General features: G+C 39.8%; 14 protein-coding genes. 9 read left to right on the top strand and 5 right to left on the bottom strand.

What is annotated here, in order from left to right; genetic code table 11:
* The first annotated feature begins 36 nt into the window (after window positions 1-36).
* Window positions 37-1437, top strand: a complete 1401-nt coding sequence (lpdA, locus tag AC6I5C_RS11830) for a dihydrolipoyl dehydrogenase (protein WP_497905326.1) — start codon at window positions 37-39, stop codon at window positions 1435-1437.
* A 195-nt stretch (window positions 1438-1632) separates the two neighbouring features.
* On the opposite strand, the gene AC6I5C_RS11825 is transcribed toward lpdA, so the two are convergent.
* The 4 genes from AC6I5C_RS11825 to AC6I5C_RS11810 are packed head-to-tail and all read right to left on the bottom strand — an operon-like array spanning window position 1633 to window position 7397.
* Window positions 1633-2412: a S1/P1 nuclease gene (locus tag AC6I5C_RS11825; RefSeq protein WP_497905325.1), complete on the bottom strand. Its 780-nt coding sequence runs from the start codon at window positions 2410-2412 to the stop codon at window positions 1633-1635.
* Window positions 2413-2416: 4 nt separating this feature from the next.
* Window positions 2417-3769, bottom strand: a complete 1353-nt coding sequence (locus tag AC6I5C_RS11820; RefSeq protein WP_497905324.1) for a DEAD/DEAH box helicase — start codon at window positions 3767-3769, stop codon at window positions 2417-2419.
* A gap of 39 nt (window positions 3770-3808) precedes the next feature.
* Complete coding sequence (locus AC6I5C_RS11815; RefSeq protein WP_497905323.1) at window positions 3809-4699, bottom strand: aldose 1-epimerase family protein; 891 nt, start codon at window positions 4697-4699, stop codon at window positions 3809-3811.
* A 10-nt stretch (window positions 4700-4709) separates the two neighbouring features.
* Complete coding sequence (locus tag AC6I5C_RS11810; protein WP_497905322.1) at window positions 4710-7397, bottom strand: hypothetical protein; 2688 nt, start codon at window positions 7395-7397, stop codon at window positions 4710-4712.
* A gap of 106 nt (window positions 7398-7503) precedes the next feature.
* Between AC6I5C_RS11810 and pabB the strand changes: the two genes are divergently transcribed.
* From pabB to AC6I5C_RS11790, 4 genes are all read left to right on the top strand, one after another.
* Complete coding sequence (gene pabB, locus AC6I5C_RS11805) at window positions 7504-8802, top strand: aminodeoxychorismate synthase component I (protein WP_497905321.1); 1299 nt, start codon at window positions 7504-7506, stop codon at window positions 8800-8802.
* Window positions 8803-8882: 80 nt separating this feature from the next.
* A complete protein-coding gene (gene tilS, locus AC6I5C_RS11800; RefSeq protein WP_497905320.1) occupies window positions 8883-10196 on the top strand; it encodes a tRNA lysidine(34) synthetase TilS in 1314 nt (437 codons plus the stop codon).
* Window positions 10197-10199: 3 nt separating this feature from the next.
* Window positions 10200-11816 carry an adenine deaminase gene (gene ade, locus AC6I5C_RS11795; RefSeq protein ID WP_497905319.1) on the top strand — a complete coding sequence of 539 codons (1617 nt, stop codon included), beginning with the start codon at window positions 10200-10202 and terminating at the stop codon, window positions 11814-11816.
* Window positions 11817-11871: 55 nt separating this feature from the next.
* Entirely contained in the window at window positions 11872-12834 is a 963-nt protein-coding gene (locus AC6I5C_RS11790; RefSeq protein WP_497905318.1) for a YheT family hydrolase, read from the top strand.
* Here AC6I5C_RS11790 and AC6I5C_RS11785 read toward each other — a convergent pair.
* Window positions 12815-14299: an SLC13 family permease gene (locus AC6I5C_RS11785; protein ID WP_497905317.1), complete on the bottom strand. Its 1485-nt coding sequence runs from the start codon at window positions 14297-14299 to the stop codon at window positions 12815-12817. The two genes, AC6I5C_RS11790 and AC6I5C_RS11785, sit on opposite strands and share 20 nt — an antisense overlap.
* 68 nt (window positions 14300-14367) lie before the next feature.
* Between AC6I5C_RS11785 and AC6I5C_RS11780 the strand changes: the two genes are divergently transcribed.
* Genes AC6I5C_RS11780 through pxpA form a run of 4 tightly spaced genes read left to right on the top strand, consistent with a single transcriptional unit; the run spans window position 14368 to window position 19032 of the window.
* Window positions 14368-15930, top strand: a complete 1563-nt coding sequence (locus tag AC6I5C_RS11780) for a YifB family Mg chelatase-like AAA ATPase (RefSeq protein ID WP_497905401.1) — start codon at window positions 14368-14370, stop codon at window positions 15928-15930.
* 30 nt (window positions 15931-15960) lie between these two features.
* Window positions 15961-17076 (top strand): DUF2891 domain-containing protein, encoded by a 1116-nt coding sequence (locus AC6I5C_RS11775; protein ID WP_497905316.1) that lies wholly within the window; start codon window positions 15961-15963, stop codon window positions 17074-17076.
* Entirely contained in the window at window positions 17069-18292 is a 1224-nt protein-coding gene (locus tag AC6I5C_RS11770) for an Nramp family divalent metal transporter (RefSeq protein ID WP_497905315.1), read from the top strand. Before AC6I5C_RS11775 ends, AC6I5C_RS11770 begins: the two co-directional genes overlap by 8 nt.
* Complete coding sequence (gene pxpA, locus AC6I5C_RS11765) at window positions 18292-19032, top strand: 5-oxoprolinase subunit PxpA (RefSeq protein ID WP_497905314.1); 741 nt, start codon at window positions 18292-18294, stop codon at window positions 19030-19032. The genes AC6I5C_RS11770 and pxpA overlap by 1 nt, the downstream gene beginning before the upstream one ends.
* The last annotated feature ends 4 nt before the right edge of the window (window positions 19033-19036 follow it).

Genomic DNA, 19036 nt, shown 5'->3' with positions numbered 1-19036 from the left:
GTAATCGTTTTAACAAAATCGAATAAACAAAACCTTATGAATTCATACGATGTAGCCGTTATTGGCTCTGGTCCTGGAGGGTATGTGGCGGCCATTCGCTGCGCCCAATTGGGAATGAAAACAGCAATCATAGAAAAATATTCTACACTTGGAGGAACTTGTCTTAACGTAGGATGTATTCCAAGTAAAGCCCTTTTAGATTCTTCTCACCACTACGAAGATGCCGTAAAGCATTTTGAAGAGCACGGAATTGAAATTCCAGGTGACATTAAAGTGAACTTGGAAAAAATGATTGCCCGTAAACAAGCCGTGGTAGACCAAACTACTGGTGGTATCGATTTCTTGATGAAGAAAAACAACATCGATGTTTACGAAGGTTTAGGAGCGTTTAAAGATGCTACTCATATTACTATTACAGGTAAGGAAACTATTGAGATAGAAGCTAAGAATACGATTATTGCAACAGGTTCTAAGCCTTCAAGCTTACCTTTTATTGAAATAGATAAAGAGCGAATCATTACTTCTACTGAAGCCTTAAAATTGAAAGAAATTCCAAAGCACCTAATCGTTATTGGTGGTGGTGTAATTGGTTTGGAGCTTGGTCAAGTGTACAAGCGTTTAGGAGCTGAAGTAAGTGTTGTGGAATACATGGACCGTATCATCCCTACAATGGATGGTGGTTTGTCCAAAGAATTGAACAAGGTATTAAAGAAGCAAAAATTCAAAATCAATACCTCTCACAAAGTAAAATCTGTTGAGCGTGTTGGTGATGAAGTTGTTGTAAAAGCCGATAATAAAAAAGGAGAAGAAGTAGAGTTTAGAGGAGATTATTGTTTGGTGTCTGTTGGACGTCGTCCTTATACCGATGGTTTAAATGCTGAAGCTGCTGGTGTGAAGTTGAATGACAGAGGACAAGTTGAAGTCAATGACCATTTACAAACTTCGGCTTCCAACATTTACGCTATTGGAGATGTTGTAAAAGGAGCGATGTTGGCCCATAAAGCAGAGGAAGAAGGTGTGTTTGTAGCGGAAACTTTGGCCGGACAAAAGCCACATATCGATTATAATTTAATTCCAGGGGTTGTGTATACATGGCCAGAGGTTGCTGCTGTAGGGAAATCTGAAGAGCAATTGAAAGAAGCTGGTGTAGATTATAAAGTTGGACAATTCCCAATGCGTGCTTTGGGTAGAAGTAGAGCCAGTATGGATTTGGATGGATTTGTAAAAATCTTGGCAGATAAAAATACTGACGAAATTTTAGGAGTCCATATGGTTGGAGCACGTGCAGCCGATATGATTGCCGAAGCGGTAGTAGCTATGGAATATAGAGCATCTGCTGAGGATGTTTCACGTATGTCCCACGCTCACCCGACCTTTACAGAAGCTATTAAAGAAGCGGCTTTGGCTGCTACAGGAGATAGAGCTTTACATGTGTAATTACACATTAAGCATATTTTAAGTGTTTACCAATTTTAATGAGCGGTGTATTTTAATGATGCACCGCTTTTTTGTTTGTTAATTTTGCTCTGGTAAGTTGTCTGATGTTTTAAAATGAAAAACTTCAATAGTTATACTAATTAAACTATTGAAGTCTTTTATTGGTAGAATAAGAAGTATAATTAGAATCCTTCTCTAGAAAAGGTCATTCAACACTTTTGCCAATCTGATACCTCCCTTTTGTAACTGGGAGCGAACCGTACCAAAATGTTCGTAGGAGTATTTGTATCTTAAATTATCGCCTTCGTTCGCTGAAGCATACACTGATTTTGCCAATTGCTGCGATTCGTGAGCCCAATCAACAATCGTACCTTGTTGAATAGCTTTTACTTGGTCTTTGGTAAGGTAATCGGCGTTTTGAGCCAATTCTGAATAGCTCATATCGTAAGCATCAATCATTTTACTGTCCCAAACGGTATGTAAATTGGTGTCCCTAAACTGCCATTGTACCTTAATGTCATTGCCGCCACGATCTTCGGCACGACCTACATGAAGCGGTTGGTGTAGGTCGCCAATTAAATGAATCAACATTTTCAGATAAAAAGCCTTGTCTTCCATGGAAGCATTTTCATCCGTAATCACTTCTTTGCAACGTTCAATACCTGTTATTAAATCGCCATCTGGATTTTTGGTAGAATTTTCATAGGTTTCATCCAATGCCATGTTTACAAAATGCCACGAGTAAAATTCATTGTAACGATCATCAGACTTAATCTCATCGGCAAAAGTAGACGTGAACGCAAGCGATTCGTGGTTTAGAATCTTTTTTAAGTTACGCTTCGTCTTGCCCGTTAAATATTGGTCTGCAATAGCACCAATGGTCCTATGTCCAGTTTTGCCCCATTTTAACGAGGCGTTTAAAGGTTGGACAAGAAAGGCTAAGGTAAAAATGACGAGCGTAAGTCTTGCTTTCATAATGTTATTTCCTTTTGTTGCGTTTATTGAAATTTTTATCTCCTCTGGTTTTTGGCTTTTTATATTTCTTGGCAATTTCCCGTCTGTAGGAACCACCTTGGTTTTGTTTTTTGTTTTTCTCGGACTTTTCGTGAAAAGCAGGCCCAGGAACGTCATCAAGGGAACGTTTGGTTGGGTTGTTGCGTTCCTTTATTTGCGGGCGTTCTTCTTCAATGAGTTCTTCTGAAATGGCAACACCTTCTGGAAATGGCAACAATGGAATGTCCATATCCATATACTTTTCTATTTCCGAAATATATTCCAATTCGGTTTGTGTTGAAAATACTAGGGCATGTCCCTTTTTTTCCGCTCTACCGGTTCTTCCTATACGGTGCATATAGTTTTCTGGGTAGTGAGGGGTGTCAAAATTGATCACATGCGAGACGTCGTCAATATCCAATCCACGCGCCATAACATCCGTAGCAATCAAAATTCTATTGTCTCCAGCTTGGAACTGAGCAATACTACGCAATCTGTAATTTTGCGTTTTGTTGGAGTGGATCACACAACATTCGTCGTTAAATTCCTCTTCTAGCTGATCGAACAGAAGATCGGCCATTTTTTTGAAGGCCACAAAAATGATGACTTTGTTATAAGTATCCTTGTCGCTCAATAACTCACGAAGCAAGTTTACTTTGGTGTAGAAGTTTTTTACCTCATAACGCTCTTGGATAATGTTTTCCAAAGGTGTTCCCGAAATGGCCACGGTAACGCGTTGAGGTGCTTTAAAAAACTGGGAGATCAATTGGTCGACATCTTCTGTCATAGTTGCCGAAAACATAATGTTTTGGCGTCGCTCAGGGAGAATGTCGAAAATGTTCATCAATTGGTGTCTGAAACCAAGATCCAGCATTACATCAACTTCATCAATTACCAGTTTTTGGATGGATTTCAGCTGTAAAACCCTGCTAACTCCCAAATCGTAAAGACGTCCTGGTGTAGCAACCAAAATGTCAAGACCTTCCGCAACGGCACGCTTTTGGGTGTTGATATTGGTGCCTCCATAAACTCCCAACACACGCACATTGATGTATTTGGCTAGTTTTTCTATTTCTTCAACTACCTGTACCACCAATTCTCGAGTAGGTACCAAAACCAAAACTCTAGGATTATCTTGGGTAGAAAACTTGAGGTTTTTCAGGATAGGAAGCATGTAGGCAAACGTTTTTCCGGTTCCTGTTTGTGCAATACCAACTACATCCTTCCCGGAAGCTACTACATTAAAAGCTTGTTCCTGAATGGGAGTAGGAGTGGTAAACCCCATGTCTTCCAGGGCGTTGTAAAGCGGTGTATTTAAATTAAGATCTTGAAATGTCACTGTTTATATTTTGATGCAAATCTACCACATTAATTCTACTTAAACTAAAAGTGAATGTCCTATGCTAATGGTGTAACTAGCTTTAAAGACTTCATTTGGAGCCAATTTTAAAATGGCTTCTTTGTCTTTAAGTTGTTGATTGCTATTGATATTGTCTGCTACGCCTAACCAAGGTTCAATACATACATAATCTGCATTAGGTTTTGCCCAAATGCCCAAATACGGAAAATCTTGATAGGAAACACTTAAAATAGCACCTTTGTTTTCACTCATTAAGGTCACTTTTTTCGATTTGAGATCCTTGAAAATCAAGGCGTCCTTTTCAAAAAGTTGATAGTGTAACGGGAGTTTGTTGGTGTTGTTGAGAGTCAATTCGGTTTGGTTGTTCAATAAACCGGAATTCGAATCTAGCAAATGGGTTTCGCTGTGTTCTTCAGTTTCGAATTCTAAATAGTAATCGTCGTACTTTTCATCAGGAAACACAGGACATTTAAATGCTGGATGTGCTCCCAAGGAGAAATACATGTCTTTGTTATCTAGGTTTTTTACTTCATGAGACACGACAATTGTGTTTTCTGTTAATTCATAGGAAGTGTAAAACTCGAATTGAAATGGGTATTGCTCCAAAAGTGCCGCATCCGAAACCAGTTTAAACGTTAATTTGTCTTCTGTTTGTTCATGAAGCTGCATTGAAGCATTTCGTCTGGCAAAGCCATGTCTGGGTAACTTGTAGCTTTTTCCTTCATGGAGGAAAGTGTCGTCCTTGAGTCCGCCTACTATTGGGAATAGGACCGGGGCGATTCCATTCCATACATCGGGGTTGCCATTCCACATAAATTCAGTCTTGTGGTTTACCGAAGTTATGGCAGAAAGTTCAGCTCCAACAGGGTTGACGTTTATTTTTAATAGGTTGTTTTTTAGGCTTAACATGTGTTTTGTATTAATATCCATATTCCAATAAATCTGGAATTAAATTTAGGGCTTGACTCTTCCAGTCTTTTTCCAAAGTGTCGTAATCAGAGTATGATTTGTATTTGTTAAAAGGGGTGTCTTTTGAAATTGGAGTGATAGGCCCTACGATACCTATATATTCACTGTTGTCTTGCTCTTCTTCATAGGAATAGGAAATAGCATAGAAAACAGCGTTATCCTTTGTGATTTTTCCTAAAACCTCCAAGTTGCTTGGATAGTAGTCTTCTTCGCCCAGATAATTGTAAAACATCAATTCGGCAAATGCTTCTGGCTTGGTATATTTTTTAGGGACCTTATCAAACTGATTGGTTTTGTGGTAGACTTCCATCATTTCGTATCTGGAAAACAGGCTATCCAGTTTTTGAGAGGCGTGTTTGTCGTCAACCTTAAAGCCGCAATGGATTCTCGCGGTCATGGCTCTCAAGCTTAGCCAATCGTTGTCTTCTACATTCATCAAAGCCTTTGTAAGGTTGTCCGAAAGCGGAGTGTTGTATGAAATGGTGTTAAACAACGATAGGTAGCTATACATTAAAGAGGTGTCTTTAAAGTTGTAATCTTCTCCTTTTTTCATGTTGAGGTAACTGTCAAGGTCGCTTTGGGCGTACTTTAAAAGAGTGTCCAAATTATCTGAAACCAAATTAAGGTGCTCAGGATGAGTTTCGGCAATGTCCTTAAAAATACCCAAAACATTCGAACGATAAGGTTTGTAATCGTTTAGGTTTAAAAGGAGTTTGTTGTTCTCGATAGCAAATTCCAACGAGTCTCTATAGGGAGATGTTACTCCGTAAGTGTAATTATCAGTGTTTGTTGGAATAGCGTTGGATAGTAGGTTGTTGAAAACCTTAAGTTTATCTCTATTTTCTAATACTGGAATGGTATTTAAAATGTGGGCTTTTACGGTGTCGTTTGTACTTGGATTTATGTAAAGCGTCTTTAGGAAATCTAAGGTTGTACTGTCGTTGGTGATGGTAAGTTCTTCTAGGATTTCATGGGAAATGAGTTCTTTGTTTTTAGAAGAGGCATAGGTATCAGTGATAGCATTGTAAAGTTTTGGCAAATCTTCAGTTTCAAAGACGTAGTAATCAAAAGCGCCCAAAGCATTATTAAACACAATGGTATCTGAAGATTTTAGGTTCTCCATAAGAAGCTCTGTTTTCGAGGAGAACAAATCAAATTCAGGTTCTTCCGAAGTTACTTTATAGGATGAAAATATAGTGTTAGTTAGTTCACTGTCCATACTTTCCTTACTCAAGTAGCCCGTCAACAAAAATAAACGCTTGTTTTCAATCCAAATTTGGTGTCTTGTGGTGACTTTGGTGTCTTGATTTTGGATGTAGAATTCCAACGCCTCTTTGTTGTTTATAGTGATGTCTTTTTGGCTCACAATGGAATCGTTCCAGATGAGAAGAGAATTAGCATTGGTTTCAAAAAACTCCTTACGGCTTTTAATTTTGAAATAGTCCTTGATGTCACTGTATCCAAATTGATACACATCTCCAGATTGCTTGTTTAGGGCAAAATAGTCGTGCGAGTTTTTTAGATACACATCTTCATATCCTAAACTGTCAATGGTTAAGGAGGTGTCTTCAAAAAACTGAATTTCGAAATTGGTGCCTCTTGGGCTTAAAGTTTCCAATTCCTGGGTTTTGGGAGTTTCAAATTTAAAGCTGCTAAAGAACAAGTCATCTGAGGAAGCTTGATCTGTATCGTTTAATTTTTGTTTAAGGAGCAAGTATGTTCTGTTACCGCGAATGTAGATCCTGCAAACGGAATGGTATTTCTCCTGAATCAATAATTCATACTCTCGGCCTTCATAACCGTCAAGATAAATGGTTTTTCCTTCACCAAGCAAGGTCGCTTTTCCCTCAAAATTATCTTTGATAGACTCGAATGCCCCTATAGGATCTTCCATATAATATCCCAAAGGTTGGTCGTTGTATCTAAACAGATAATTATTGTCATTTTTCAAATCTTGTACATTGTACATGTGCAAATAATAAGGTTCTCCATCCTCATCAATTGGATTGGGATGAGCTCTGGAAAGATCGGCGGGTTCTCCTGGAAGTTGTAGTGAAAACGCGCCTTCGGGACTCTTGTAGTCTATCCAAGGAATTTCCTTTTTAGGTTTTGGAGTTGCGATGGCAATGGATTCAAAGAAATGGGAAGTGTTACTGTCGTTAATTTCGTCGGCGTCATCCTCTACAGATTGGTAGTACAAAATATCATTCTGTAAAGTGAATTGCGCATTCATCAATTTCTTGGAATTGAGCTTTACGGTCACCTTATATCGTAAACCATCGGCATATTTCTGACGCTTTTTGTTCAGAAGTTCCCCGTTAAGGTTGTTCACAATATTAGTGATAAAGCTGTCCATGATGTCGTCTGGAGAATTATCCTTATTTAGTCCTCTAAAATCCAACGAAAAGAACGAATACACGCGGTTGGAGTTAGGTCCATTGTAGCTGTACATGGTAAAGGCTTTGTAGTCATCGCTATAATTGGGAGCTTCCGGCAGTTCAAGTGAAAAGCCTGTCTCCTCATCGGTATAGGTATACCAATCGGCATCGGACGACATGGCCCATGTGAAATTTGTTGTAAAAATTAGGATGAGAGCGGTTGTGATTGTAAATAAGCGCTTTGTGAAAATAATTTTCATAAGTGTTACTAGTAGGGTTGAATATGGCTAAGTAATGGGTGCAATGTTATTGTATTTGGCAGTTTCTTAATAAATTTGCCGCATTCAAAAACGCATTGATTATATTTTGAGAACTACACAAAAGTTTCGCATCCCAAACATAGAGCAATATAAACAAAAATTATTGTTTTGGGGGCAGCAGTTTCACGAAGTAGTCTGGTTGGATTCCAACGATTATCGCAACCAATATTCCAGCTATAATGCGGTTTTGGCAGTTGATGCCTTTACTTGTATCCAGACCGATTATTACAATGCGTTCGATAAGTTGAAAGAATACCAATCCATCACAAAAGATTGGTTGTTTGGTTATTTAACTTACGATCTTAAAAATGCCGTAGAACGTTTGGAGTCCAAGAATTTTGACGGACTCGAATTCCCCGATTTGTTTTTCTTTCAACCCAAGAAATTGTTCCTTATTAAAGATGATGAAGTGGAAGTGCAATATTTGGGAGCAGTGGATGATGAAATGGAGGAAGATTTAAGGGATATTGAAGCATTGGATGTGGCTTCTGAAATACATGCAAGTTCTCCCAATAATGTTAAGGTGAAACTCCGCATGCATAAGGATGAATATTTTGAAAAAGTTAATGCGGTCCTGGACCATATTCATCGTGGGGATATTTATGAAGCCAACTTTTGTCAGGAGTTTTATGCCGAAGACACAGAGATCCATCCATTGGAAACCTATTTAAAACTGGATGCCATATCAAAGCCCCCTTTCGCTACTTTTTTAAGGCTTAACGACAAGTATTTAATGTCGGCCTCTCCAGAGCGTTACATCAAAAAAGAAGGTTTAAAGATTACTTCACAACCAATAAAAGGAACGGCAAAACGGTCCCAAAACCCTGAGGAAGACCTATTATTGAAAGAACAATTATCTAAGGACGAAAAGGAGCGCAGTGAAAATATCATGATTGTGGATTTGGTGCGGAACGATTTAGCTCATACTGCCACCAAAGGAAGCGTGGTTGTAGAAGAATTGTGCGAAGTCTATACCTATCCGCAGGTGCACCAAATGGTTTCTACTGTTACGTCTCAAATTGCAGCGTCTACCAATCCTGTAGATGTCATTGCCACTACATTTCCTATGGGCAGCATGACAGGGGCTCCAAAAATTTCAGCTATGCAGATTATAGAAGCGTTGGAAGATACCAAGCGAGGTCTGTATTCTGGAGCCGTTGGCTATTTTTCGCCTCAGGGTGATTTCGATTTTAATGTGGTGATAAGAAGTATTCTGTACAATGCGGAAAAACGATATGTGTCCTATTCGGTTGGCGGGGCCATCACAGCTAAAAGCAATCCGCTCAATGAATATGAAGAGTGTTTGGTTAAGGCCAAAGCCATGCGTGAAGTTCTGGAAAACTAAAGTTTCTTGGTGTTCCTGAAGAGGAAAAACCTACAACTTGGTTATATTTGAATTAAACATTCATTTTTAACCACCTTTTTATGACACTCGACACCTTTAAGGTTCATATTGAACAGCAATTCCCAGGATTTTTTGAAAGTAAATTGCTTATTGCCATTTCTGGTGGGGTAGATAGTGTGGTGTTGACCCATTTATGCCATCAATTGGGATTGGATGTCTCCTTGGCGCATTGCAATTTTAATTTACGTGGAACAGAGAGTGATGGTGATGCCGATTTCGTATTTCAATTGGCTAAAGATTTAAACTTGGATTTATTCTTGGAGAGTTTCCAAACGGAAGCTTATGCGGCAGAGCATAAATTGTCCATTCAATTGGCAGCAAGGCAGCTGCGCTACGATTGGTTTGACGAATTGGCCAAACAACTTCATTTTGATTATGTTCTCACAGCTCACCACGCCGATGATAATTTGGAAACTTTTTTAATCAATTTAACTAGAGGGACAGGGCTTGATGGTTTAACCGGAATTCCTGAAGTGAATGGTCTGTTTGTAAGACCATTGTTGCTCTTTTCAAGAAACAGTTTGGTAGAATATGCCAAAGAACATCAGTTAACATGGCGAGAGGATAGTAGTAATGCGTCTACAAAATACCTGCGAAATAAATTGCGCCATGATGTCATTCCTTTGTTGAAGGAAATCAATCCACAATTGTTGCAGAATTTTGAGAAAACTATTGGATTTTTAAAAGCGTCTAAATCAATTATTGAAGATCGTGTGGAGGAAGTGGAAGATTCGGTGATTAAAGAAATCTCCGAATATGATGTGAAATACGATATTTCCAAAATAAAAGCCCTTAGCAATCCCAAAGCCTATTTGTATGAACTTTTAAAAACCTACAATTTCACAGAGTGGAATGATGTGGAAGATCTTTTGGATGCCCAGTCAGGGAAGCAACTCTTTTCTGAAACTCATCGTTTAATTAAAGACCGGGAGTTTCTGTTGTTGAGTGAAATTGAGGATAAACAGGAAACGCTTATTCTTGTGTCTGAATGTGATGATAAGATAAAAACACCTCTTGGAAATTTGTATTTTAGTGAGGCTGCTGAGGTGTCCAATCAAGGTCCCAATGTAATTTTTGTGGACAAGAAAAAGCTCAAATACCCATTGACGATTCGACATTGGAAAGAAGGCGATTATTTTCATCCATTGGGAATGAAAGGGAAGAAGAAATTGAGCAAATACTTTAAGGATGAGAAAATGTCCTTATTGGAAAAGGAAAATACCTTGGTACTGTGTTCGGGTGATTATATCATCTGGGTGATAGGAAAACGTCCGGACGGCCGTTTTAAAGTTTGTGACCATACGCATCATATCATTAAAATTGAATTAAAATAGACCATGGTACTACAGGGGCAAATCGTAGATATTCCAAATAGAAGGATTTTTAAGGGGGAAGTCGCCATAAAAAATGGAAAGATTTTTTCCGTTGAAGAAAAAGAACATGACATTGAACATTTCATTCTTCCTGGTTTTGTGGATGCTCATATCCATATTGAAAGTTCTATGTTGGTGCCAAGTGAATTTGCCCGATTAGCAGTGTGTCATGGTACCGTAGCTACAGTGTCCGACCCTCACGAAATTGCCAATGTTTTAGGAGTGGAAGGTGTGGAATTCATGATTGAAAACGGCAAACAAACGCCCTTTAAGTTCAATTTTGGGGCTCCATCCTGTGTGCCGGCGACTAATTTTGAGTCGGCTGGAGCGGTCATCGATTCCGAAGGGATTAAAACGCTTTTAGAAAATCCTGAGATAAAATATCTGGCTGAAATGATGAACTATCCTGGGGTGTTGTTTCAAGATGAAGAGGTTCTTAAGAAAATTGCATTGGCCAAACATTATGACAAACCTGTTGATGGGCATGCACCCGGATTGCGAGGAGACGATTTGTCTACCTATATAAATGCTGGAATCTCCACCGATCATGAGTGCTTTACCTATGAAGAAGGTTTGGAGAAACTGCAGAAAGGCATGAAAGTGTTGATTCGAGAAGGAAGTGCCGCCAAGAATTTTGAAGCCTTGATAGATTTGTTGCCAGACCATTATCGCAACATGATGTTTTGTAGTGATGATAAGCATCCAGACGATTTAATAGTTGGACATATCAACCAATTGTGTGCTAGAGCCATTGCCAAAGGTCATGATGTGTTTAACTTGTTGCAAATGGCTTGTGTGAATCCTGTGAAGCATTATAGTCTTGAGGTAGGATTGCTTCAAGAGGGAGATGTAGCAGACTGCATTGTGGTGAAAGATTTGCTGAATTTTAAAACATTGCAAACCTATATTGGAGGTGAATTGGTTTTTGATGGAAAGAGCCTCATTGAGCCAATTACTTTTAAAACTCCTAACAACTTTAAGGCTGTATCCAAACAAATTTCTGATTTTAAAATACAGTCTTCAGCAAAACAGATAAGGGTCATTGAAGCGTTGGATGGTGAATTGGTCACTAATCCATTGGAGGAAGAGGCTTTGGTGGTTAATGGAGAATTGGTGTCCAATATTGAAAAGGATATCTTGAAAATGACCGTGGTGAATCGCTATGAAAACCAGAAACCAGCTTTGGCATTTATAAAGAATTTTGGCTTGAAAGAGGGGGCTATTGCTAGTTCAGTAGGTCATGATTCGCATAATATCATTGCTGTTGGAGTAGATGATGCTGCACTTTGTAAGGCTGTTAACCTGATCATTGCCAATAAAGGTGGCATTTGCGTTGTCTCTGATGCAGAAGAGCAGGTGGTACCGCTTCCTGTGGCTGGAATCATGAGTGATCAAGATGGCGTGTCTGTAGGGAAGGCTTATGCAGAGTTGAGCCAAAAGGCAAAACAATTGGGCAGTGCTTTGCATGCGCCATTTATGACCTTGTCCTTTATGGCATTGTTGGTAATTCCGTCACTCAAACTTAGTGACAAAGGGCTTTTTGATGGCAATACCTTCAAATTTGTGGATTTAGAACTGTAAACTGTTTTTAAATAGGTATTTCATTCTTAGTTTTGTCTCCCTTAAATAATGTGCTATGCCTATTCTTCATTCGGACTATAAACCACCTGTATTATTAAAAAACGGATTTGTGTCTACCGTATATTCTGGATTGATTCGTAAGGTGAAAGGCGTGGAGCAGGAACGTGAACGCATTACTTTGTCCGATGGCGATTTTTTGGATTTGGATTGGAGCTATGCTGAAACCAAAACTGATAAGCTCATAATTATTTTACATGGTTTGGAGGGCAATGCCCAGCGCCCGTATATGACAGGTGTTGCCAAATTATGCAATGCCAATGCTATTGATGCCGTTTGTGTGAATTTTAGAGGTTGTAGTGGGGAGGATAACTTAAAATTCTATTCCTACCATTCTGGAGCGACCAATGATTTGGATGAGGTTATTCAACATATTTTGAAAACCAAATCCTATTCACAGATATTTTTCCATGGCGTGAGTCTTGGTGGAAACATAGTGCTTAAATATTTGGGCGAACGAGAAGAATTGGTCCCTGAAATTAAAGCAGGTGTTGCCGTGTCTGTGCCTTGTTATCTTCAAGGGTCGGCCGAGGAATTACATACCTTTAAAAATGTGCTCTTTCACGATCGATTCAAAAGACATTTGCTCAATAAATTAAAAGTGAAGCAGCTAAGATATTCGGAAGAGTTGAACGATGCGGTATTACAGTCCATCAAAACATTAAGTGATTTTGATGACGTTTATACTTCAAGAGCGCATGGTTTTAAGGATGCCGTGGATTATTATGAGCAGTGCAGTAGTTTACAATTCTTAAAAGGCATTAAAGTCCCTACTTTAATCATCAATGCGTTGAATGATTCGTTTTTGTCACCCGAATGTTATCCTGTAAAAGATGCCAAGGAAAATCCTAATATTTATTTGGAGATGCCCAAACATGGGGGGCATGTAGGCTTCTGTTTGAGAGATGGATTTTATTACAATGAAAAACGGACTTTAGAGTTTATTCAGGGATTGGATTAAGTCTTAAATCTTCAGGAAAACCTAACAGGTTGATATCCCAAAGCTCAGGAAGTACAAAATACACAAACAATGTAATGATAAGTATGGATACCAAATTCATTACAAAACCTTTACTTACCATATCGGGAATTCTCAAATAACCTGATCCAAATACTACAGCATTGGGGGGTGTGGCGACGGGAAGCATAAAGGCACAAGATGCGGCTACAGCAGCGCTCACCATCAATATGAACGGATGCATGTCTACCGTTAAGGCCATAGGGGCTAATACGGGAAGCAACATGGCGGTGGTAGCTAGGTTGGAGGTAATTTCAGTTAAGAAATTAACAGCCGCAATCAGAAGTAGTATAACTAGAAAAGTTGCAATGCCTGTTAGCGAGGTCATTTGATTGCCAATCCAAAGGGCGAGTCCGCTACTTTCAAAACCTTTGGCGAGAGCCATACCACCACCAAACAAAAGAATGATGCCCCAAGGGAGTTTTTGTGTGTCTTCCCAAGAAATCAATTGTTCGCCTTTGGTTTTGGAGGGGATAAAGAATAATACCAATGCAAAAAGGATGGCAATAATGGTGTCGTCTAGCCCTGGCAGTAGGTTTTGAAGTAAAAAGGATCTGGTGATCCAGCAAAATGCTGTAGTCGCAAAAATAGCAGTCACCCATTTTTCTTCATAACTAATGCTTCCGAGTGATTTTAGAAGTTTTTTGATTTCTTCTTTGCCTCCCGGAAATTCCTTTTGATGAAATTTAAAAGCCACGCGGGTTAAATATTTCCAGCAGATAAAGAGCATTAAAACAGAAATGGGAAATCCAAACAGAAACCACTGTAGAAAGGTAATTTCATAATCGTAGGTGCTCTTCACGATGCCTGCTAACACCAGATTGGGAGGAGTTCCAATCAAAGTGGCGATGCCTCCAATGGAAGCACTGTAGGCAATGGCTAGCATTAAAGCTTTTCCAAAGAGCTCGTTTTCATTTTTCAAGGTTTTGGGATTGTCCTTTAACTGATTGATGATGGCCATACCAATGGGGAGCATCATGACAGAAGTGGCTGTATTGGAAATCCACATGGAGAGAAAGGCGGTAGCGACCATAAACCCCAAAATGATTTTATGGATGTTGGAGCCAATAAGATTGATGATATTTAGAGCAATGCGTTTATGGAGGTTCCATTTTTCAATGGCAATGGCAATAATAAAACCTCCCAAGTAAAGAAAAACATATTTATGCCCGAAGGATGCTGTGGTGGATCCTATGTCCAAACTGCCGCAAAGCGGAAACAAAACTATCGGCAAAAGCGCAGTGGCTGCAATGGGGATGGCTTCGGTAATCCACCAAACGGCTATCCATGCGGTGGATGCCAAAACTCCATTGGCTTCAGTGGAAAGACCTTCAGAATGGAAAAATAAGCGAATGAGAATAAACAGAATCGGACCAAGGAAGAAACCAATGCGTTTTGTGGTGTTCATGTAATAAATGCTTTGTCATGTAATAATAGTGAATTTTCAAACAATATTATTATTTCCCAAATTTTCATATTTTTAAGCAAAACCAATCAACGATGCTAAAAAAGGTCTATGGAAGTGCTGTGTTCGGCGTTGAGGCTACTACGGTTACGGTGGAAGTTAATGTGGACAACGGCATAGGGTATCACCTTGTGGGATTGCCCGATAACGCAATAAAAGAAAGCAATTTTAGAATTGCAGCAGCGCTTCAGAATAACGGCTATAAAATTCCAGGGAAAAAGATCATCATCAATATGTCTCCGGCAGATTTGCGAAAGGAAGGCTCTGCCTATGATTTGACTTTGGCCATTGGCATTTTGGCAGCTTCAAGTCAGATTAAAGCCGAAGCCTTGGAGTCCTACTTGATTATGGGGGAATTGTCTTTGGATGGGACTTTACAGCCTATAAAAGGCGCGTTGCCTATTGCGGTAAAAGCGAGGGAGGAAGGTTTTAAAGGTTTTATTTTGCCTAGCCAAAATGCTAAGGAAGCGGCTATTGTGAATGACTTGCAGGTGTTTGGTGTGGATAACATCAAGCAAGTCATTAACTTTTTTGATAAGGAGGAGCCTTTAGAGCAAACCATCATCAATACGCGTGAAGAGTTTTATAAAAACCTAGAGTTTCCTGAATTTGATTTTGCAGATGTTAAGGGGCAGGAAGGTATCAAGCGTTGCATGGAGATTGCTGCAGCAGGCGGGCACAACATCATTTTAATAGGGCCTCCCGGAGCGGGAAAAACCATGTTGGCGAAGCGTTTGCCTAGTATTTTGCCGCCTATGACTTTGAGTGAAGCATTGGAAACCACCAAAATACACTCGGTGGTTGGGAGGGTGAAAGAACATACTGGGTTGATGTCGCAACGGCCGTTTAGAAGCCCGCATCACACAATATCAAACGTAGCCTTAGTCGGCGGTGGGAGTTATCCTCAGCCTGGTGAAATTTCATTGTCGCATAACGGAGTCTTATTCTTGGATGAACTTCCCGAGTTTAAAAGAGAGGTGTTGGAAGTGATGCGCCAGCCCTTGGAAGATCGGGAAGTGACTATTTCCAGAGCAAAGTTTACCGTAACCTATCCTAGCAGTTTTATGTTGGTGGCTAGTATGAATCCAAGTCCCAGTGGCTATTTTAACGATCCTAGTGCACCTGTGACCTCTTCTCCCGCAGAAATGCAGCGGTATTTGAGTAAGGTCTCAGGGCCTTTGTTAGATAGAATTGATATCCATATTGAAGTAACCCCAGTGCCTTTTGAAAAACTCTCCGATGACAGGAAGGGCGAGGCTTCCGTGGATATTAGAAAGCGCGTAACCAAGGCTAGGGAAATGCAATCGACACGCTTTAAAGAATATGATAATGTGCATTACAATGCGCAAATGAATACCAAGCAAATCCGAAACTATTGTGTATTGGATGAGGCTTCCAAGCAGTTGTTAAAAACGGCTATGGAACGCTTGAACCTGTCTGCGCGGGCTTATGACCGTATTTTGAAAGTGGCAAGAACAATCGCCGATTTGGAAGCTAGTGCTGAGGTTCAGGGTGCTCATATAAGTGAGGCTATTCAATATAGAAGTTTGGATCGAGAAGGTTGGTTGGGGTAATTGTCCAAAATTTTAAATAAACATTATTAAATGAAACAATATTATGTTGTAATGGCGCTTGCTGTGGTGTTCTCCTGCAAGAATCCGTCAAGTGAAAATGAACAAGTAACTAATGAAATAGCTAGAGAGGAAGCTGTAAAAGCACCTGTGCTAAATTTTGAAGAAGCCAAAAGGCTGTCCCAATTGCCATTGCATTGTATGGATACTGAATATCCCAATAAATTAAATCAGGTGATTGGCGGTGATGAAGACCTGCGATCCCCAAAGGAATTGCATCCTGCATTTTATGGTTGTTTCGATTGGCATTCGGCGGTACATGGGCATTGGAGTTTGGTGAGTTTGTTGAAGAAGTTTCCCGAGTTGGAAGGCGCTTCGGAGATAAAAGCAAAACTATTGGAGCATATTTCCAAAGAGAACATTGCCCAAGAAGTCGCTTATTTTTATGGCGAACATAATAAGACCTACGAGCGGACTTACGGTTGGGCTTGGTTGTTGAAATTAGCTGAGGAACTTCATACTTGGGATGATCCAGTTGCTAGAGAACTGGAAAGCAATCTGCAGCCATTGACAGATTTGATCGTGACGAAATATTTGGAGTTTCTTCCCAAATTGAATTATCCCATTAGGGTAGGAGAGCACCCCAATACAGCTTTCGGCTTATCCTTTGCCTATGATTATGCTTTAAGTGTGGGGCATATAGTTTTGAAAGAGTTGATTGAGCGACGAGCTAAGGATTTTTATATGAACGACCAAGGGTGTCCCTTATCATGGGAGCCTGGAGGTTTTGATTTTTTGTCTCCTTGTTTGGAAGAGGCTGCTTTAATGAAGCGAATTTTGCCAAAAGAAGACTTTAAACTATGGTTTGCTGATTTTTTACCGCAATTGGTAGTGACTAATTTTACTTTGGATGTCGGTAAGGTGTCCGATCGTTCTGATGGAAAATTGGTGCACTTGGATGGGGTGAATTTTTCAAGAGCTTGGAGTTTGATGAAAATATCCGAAGGCATTCCAGAATATCAACATTTACAGAACATCGCCTATAAGCATATCAATCATTCATTGCCGTCTATTGTTGGAGATAGCTATGAAGGTGGGCACTGGTTGGGAAGTTTTGCCATTTATGCATTGAATTCTATTCATGAGTAAGTGGTTTAAGAACATTGGCCCAGGGCCTTTGGTAGCAGCTGCCTTTATTGGGCCTGGAACAGTAACCGTATGTACCATTGCAGGGGTTCAGTTTGGTCTGGATTTGTTGTGGGCTATGGTTTTTTCTATTGTGGCTACAATAGTATTGCAGGAAATGGCAGCTCGTCTAGGTATTGTGACGCAAAAGGGATTGGCAGATGTGTTGCAGAGTGAGATAAAGAACAAATTGGCTAAACGATTTTTAGTGCTTTTGGTGTTATCCGCGATTGTTGTCGGCAATACGGCTTATGAAGCAGGAAATATTAGTGGTGCTGTGTTGGGATTGGAGGCTGTGTTTGGAAAAATAAATCTTCAGTTTTTAGGATTTTCTATTAATCTCCATGTAATCCTCGTTGGAATTTTAGCCTTTTTGTTGTTGTTTCAGGGAAGTTATAAGTTGTTGGAGAAAGTTCTTTTGGCAATGGTCATTCTTATGAGTGTGTCGTTTTTGGCTGTTGCAGTGGTGACTCGTCCCAATATAGGGGACATCATAAAAGGGATTATCATGCTTAAGAGCCCTGAAGGAAGTTTGATGACCATTGTGGGGCTTATAGGGACCACTGTGGTGCCTTATAATTTGTTTTTGCATGCCTCTTTGGCAAAAGAGAAATGGAAAGGTACAGAGGGCCTAAAATTTGCGAGAATAGACACGGGTATTGCGGTGGTGTTAGGAGGAATGGTTTCTATGTGTGTAATTATTGCGGCGTCGGCCCTAAACGGCTTGGAGGTGACTAATGCAAGCGATTTAGCAAAAAGCTTGGAGCCCTTGTTTGGATCCTTTTCAAAATATGTCATTTCCGTAGGCCTATTTGCAGCAGGAATCACTAGTGCTATTACGGCGCCTTTGGCAGCAGCTTATGTGGCTTGTGGGTGTTTTGGGTGGCCCTCTAATTTAAAATCGACTCGATTTAAAGTAGTTTGGAGTGTTGTTTTGTTAGTTGGAGTTTTAGTTTCGATGGGAGGTTTTAATTTGATAAAAATCATTCGTTTTGCTCAATTTTCAAACGGATTGTTGTTGCCGTTAATCGCGGGGTTTTTACTGTGGGCTATGAATAGAGCTTCCTTGTTGGGGACTTACAAGAATTCCATGTTTCAAAATAGTATGGGAATGATTATCTTAGTTGTGACCATTCTTTTGGGGTTGAAAAGTATATTGAAAGTTTTACAAGTGGTATAATGAGTCGTTTTGTTGTAGATATTAATGCAGATGTAGGTGAGGGTTTGGGCAACGAAGCGCAGTTGATGCCTTATATTTCGTCATGTAACATAGCCTGTGGTGGGCATGCTGGAGATGAGGAGAGTATGCGGGCTGTGGTGAAGTTGGCCAAATTGTATAAAGTAAAGGTTGGGGCACATCCTTCGTATCTGGACAAAGAAAATTTTGGTCGTGAACCCATAAAGATTTCCTGTGCAGATTTATATACGTCCCTTAAAAAACAGGTAAGGAGTTTAACGGCGGTGCTATATCAAGAAAATGTACCGTTGCACCATATCAAACCTCATGGTGCTCTGTACAATAAGGCGGCTGTTGATGTAAAAACAGCTCAGGTAATAATAGAGGTAATCAAAAGCATTGCGATGCCCGTGGCTTTATACGTACCCTATAAATCTGTAATTGCAGATTTGGCCTCAAAGGAAAATATTAAGGTGACTTATGAGGCTTTTGCAGATAGGAATTACAATGATGATTTGACCTTGGTGTCCAGAAAGGAACCTGAGGCGATTATCGAAACTACAGAAGCTGTTTTTGATCATATCTACAACATGATTTTAACGCAAAAAGTTAGGACTGTTACTGGTTCTGAAATGGATTTAAAAGCCGATACTTTTTGTGTTCACGGTGACCATCCAAAAGCAGTACAAATACTTCAAGAATTGACTGCTAAATTAAAGGTGAATAATGTGAAAATTTTATGATGTT

The organism is Mangrovimonas sp. sgz306409, from assembly GCF_059735265.1.
Note: the sequence above shows the minus strand (reverse complement) of the source record. Positions and strands in the feature narration are given on the sequence as shown.

Excerpts from the sequence above, each read along its gene's own strand:
- AC6I5C_RS11825 (WP_497905325.1), bottom strand. The coding sequence starts at position 2,412 with ATGAAAGCAAGACTTACGCTCGTCATTTTTACCTTAGCCTTTCTTGTC.
- AC6I5C_RS11775 (WP_497905316.1), top strand. The coding sequence starts at position 15,961 with ATGAAACAATATTATGTTGTAATGGCGCTTGCTGTGGTGTTCTCCTGC.
- AC6I5C_RS11815 (WP_497905323.1), bottom strand. The coding sequence starts at position 4,699 with ATGTTAAGCCTAAAAAACAACCTATTAAAAATAAACGTCAACCCTGTT.
- tilS (WP_497905320.1), top strand. The coding sequence starts at position 8,883 with ATGACACTCGACACCTTTAAGGTTCATATTGAACAGCAATTCCCAGGA.
- ade (WP_497905319.1), top strand. The coding sequence starts at position 10,200 with ATGGTACTACAGGGGCAAATCGTAGATATTCCAAATAGAAGGATTTTT.
- AC6I5C_RS11785 (WP_497905317.1), bottom strand. The coding sequence starts at position 14,299 with ATGAACACCACAAAACGCATTGGTTTCTTCCTTGGTCCGATTCTGTTT.
- pxpA (WP_497905314.1), top strand. The coding sequence starts at position 18,292 with ATGAGTCGTTTTGTTGTAGATATTAATGCAGATGTAGGTGAGGGTTTG.
- AC6I5C_RS11810 (WP_497905322.1), bottom strand. The coding sequence starts at position 7,397 with ATGAAAATTATTTTCACAAAGCGCTTATTTACAATCACAACCGCTCTC.
- AC6I5C_RS11770 (WP_497905315.1), top strand. The coding sequence starts at position 17,069 with ATGAGTAAGTGGTTTAAGAACATTGGCCCAGGGCCTTTGGTAGCAGCT.
- lpdA (WP_497905326.1), top strand. The coding sequence starts at position 37 with ATGAATTCATACGATGTAGCCGTTATTGGCTCTGGTCCTGGAGGGTAT.
- AC6I5C_RS11790 (WP_497905318.1), top strand. The coding sequence starts at position 11,872 with ATGCCTATTCTTCATTCGGACTATAAACCACCTGTATTATTAAAAAAC.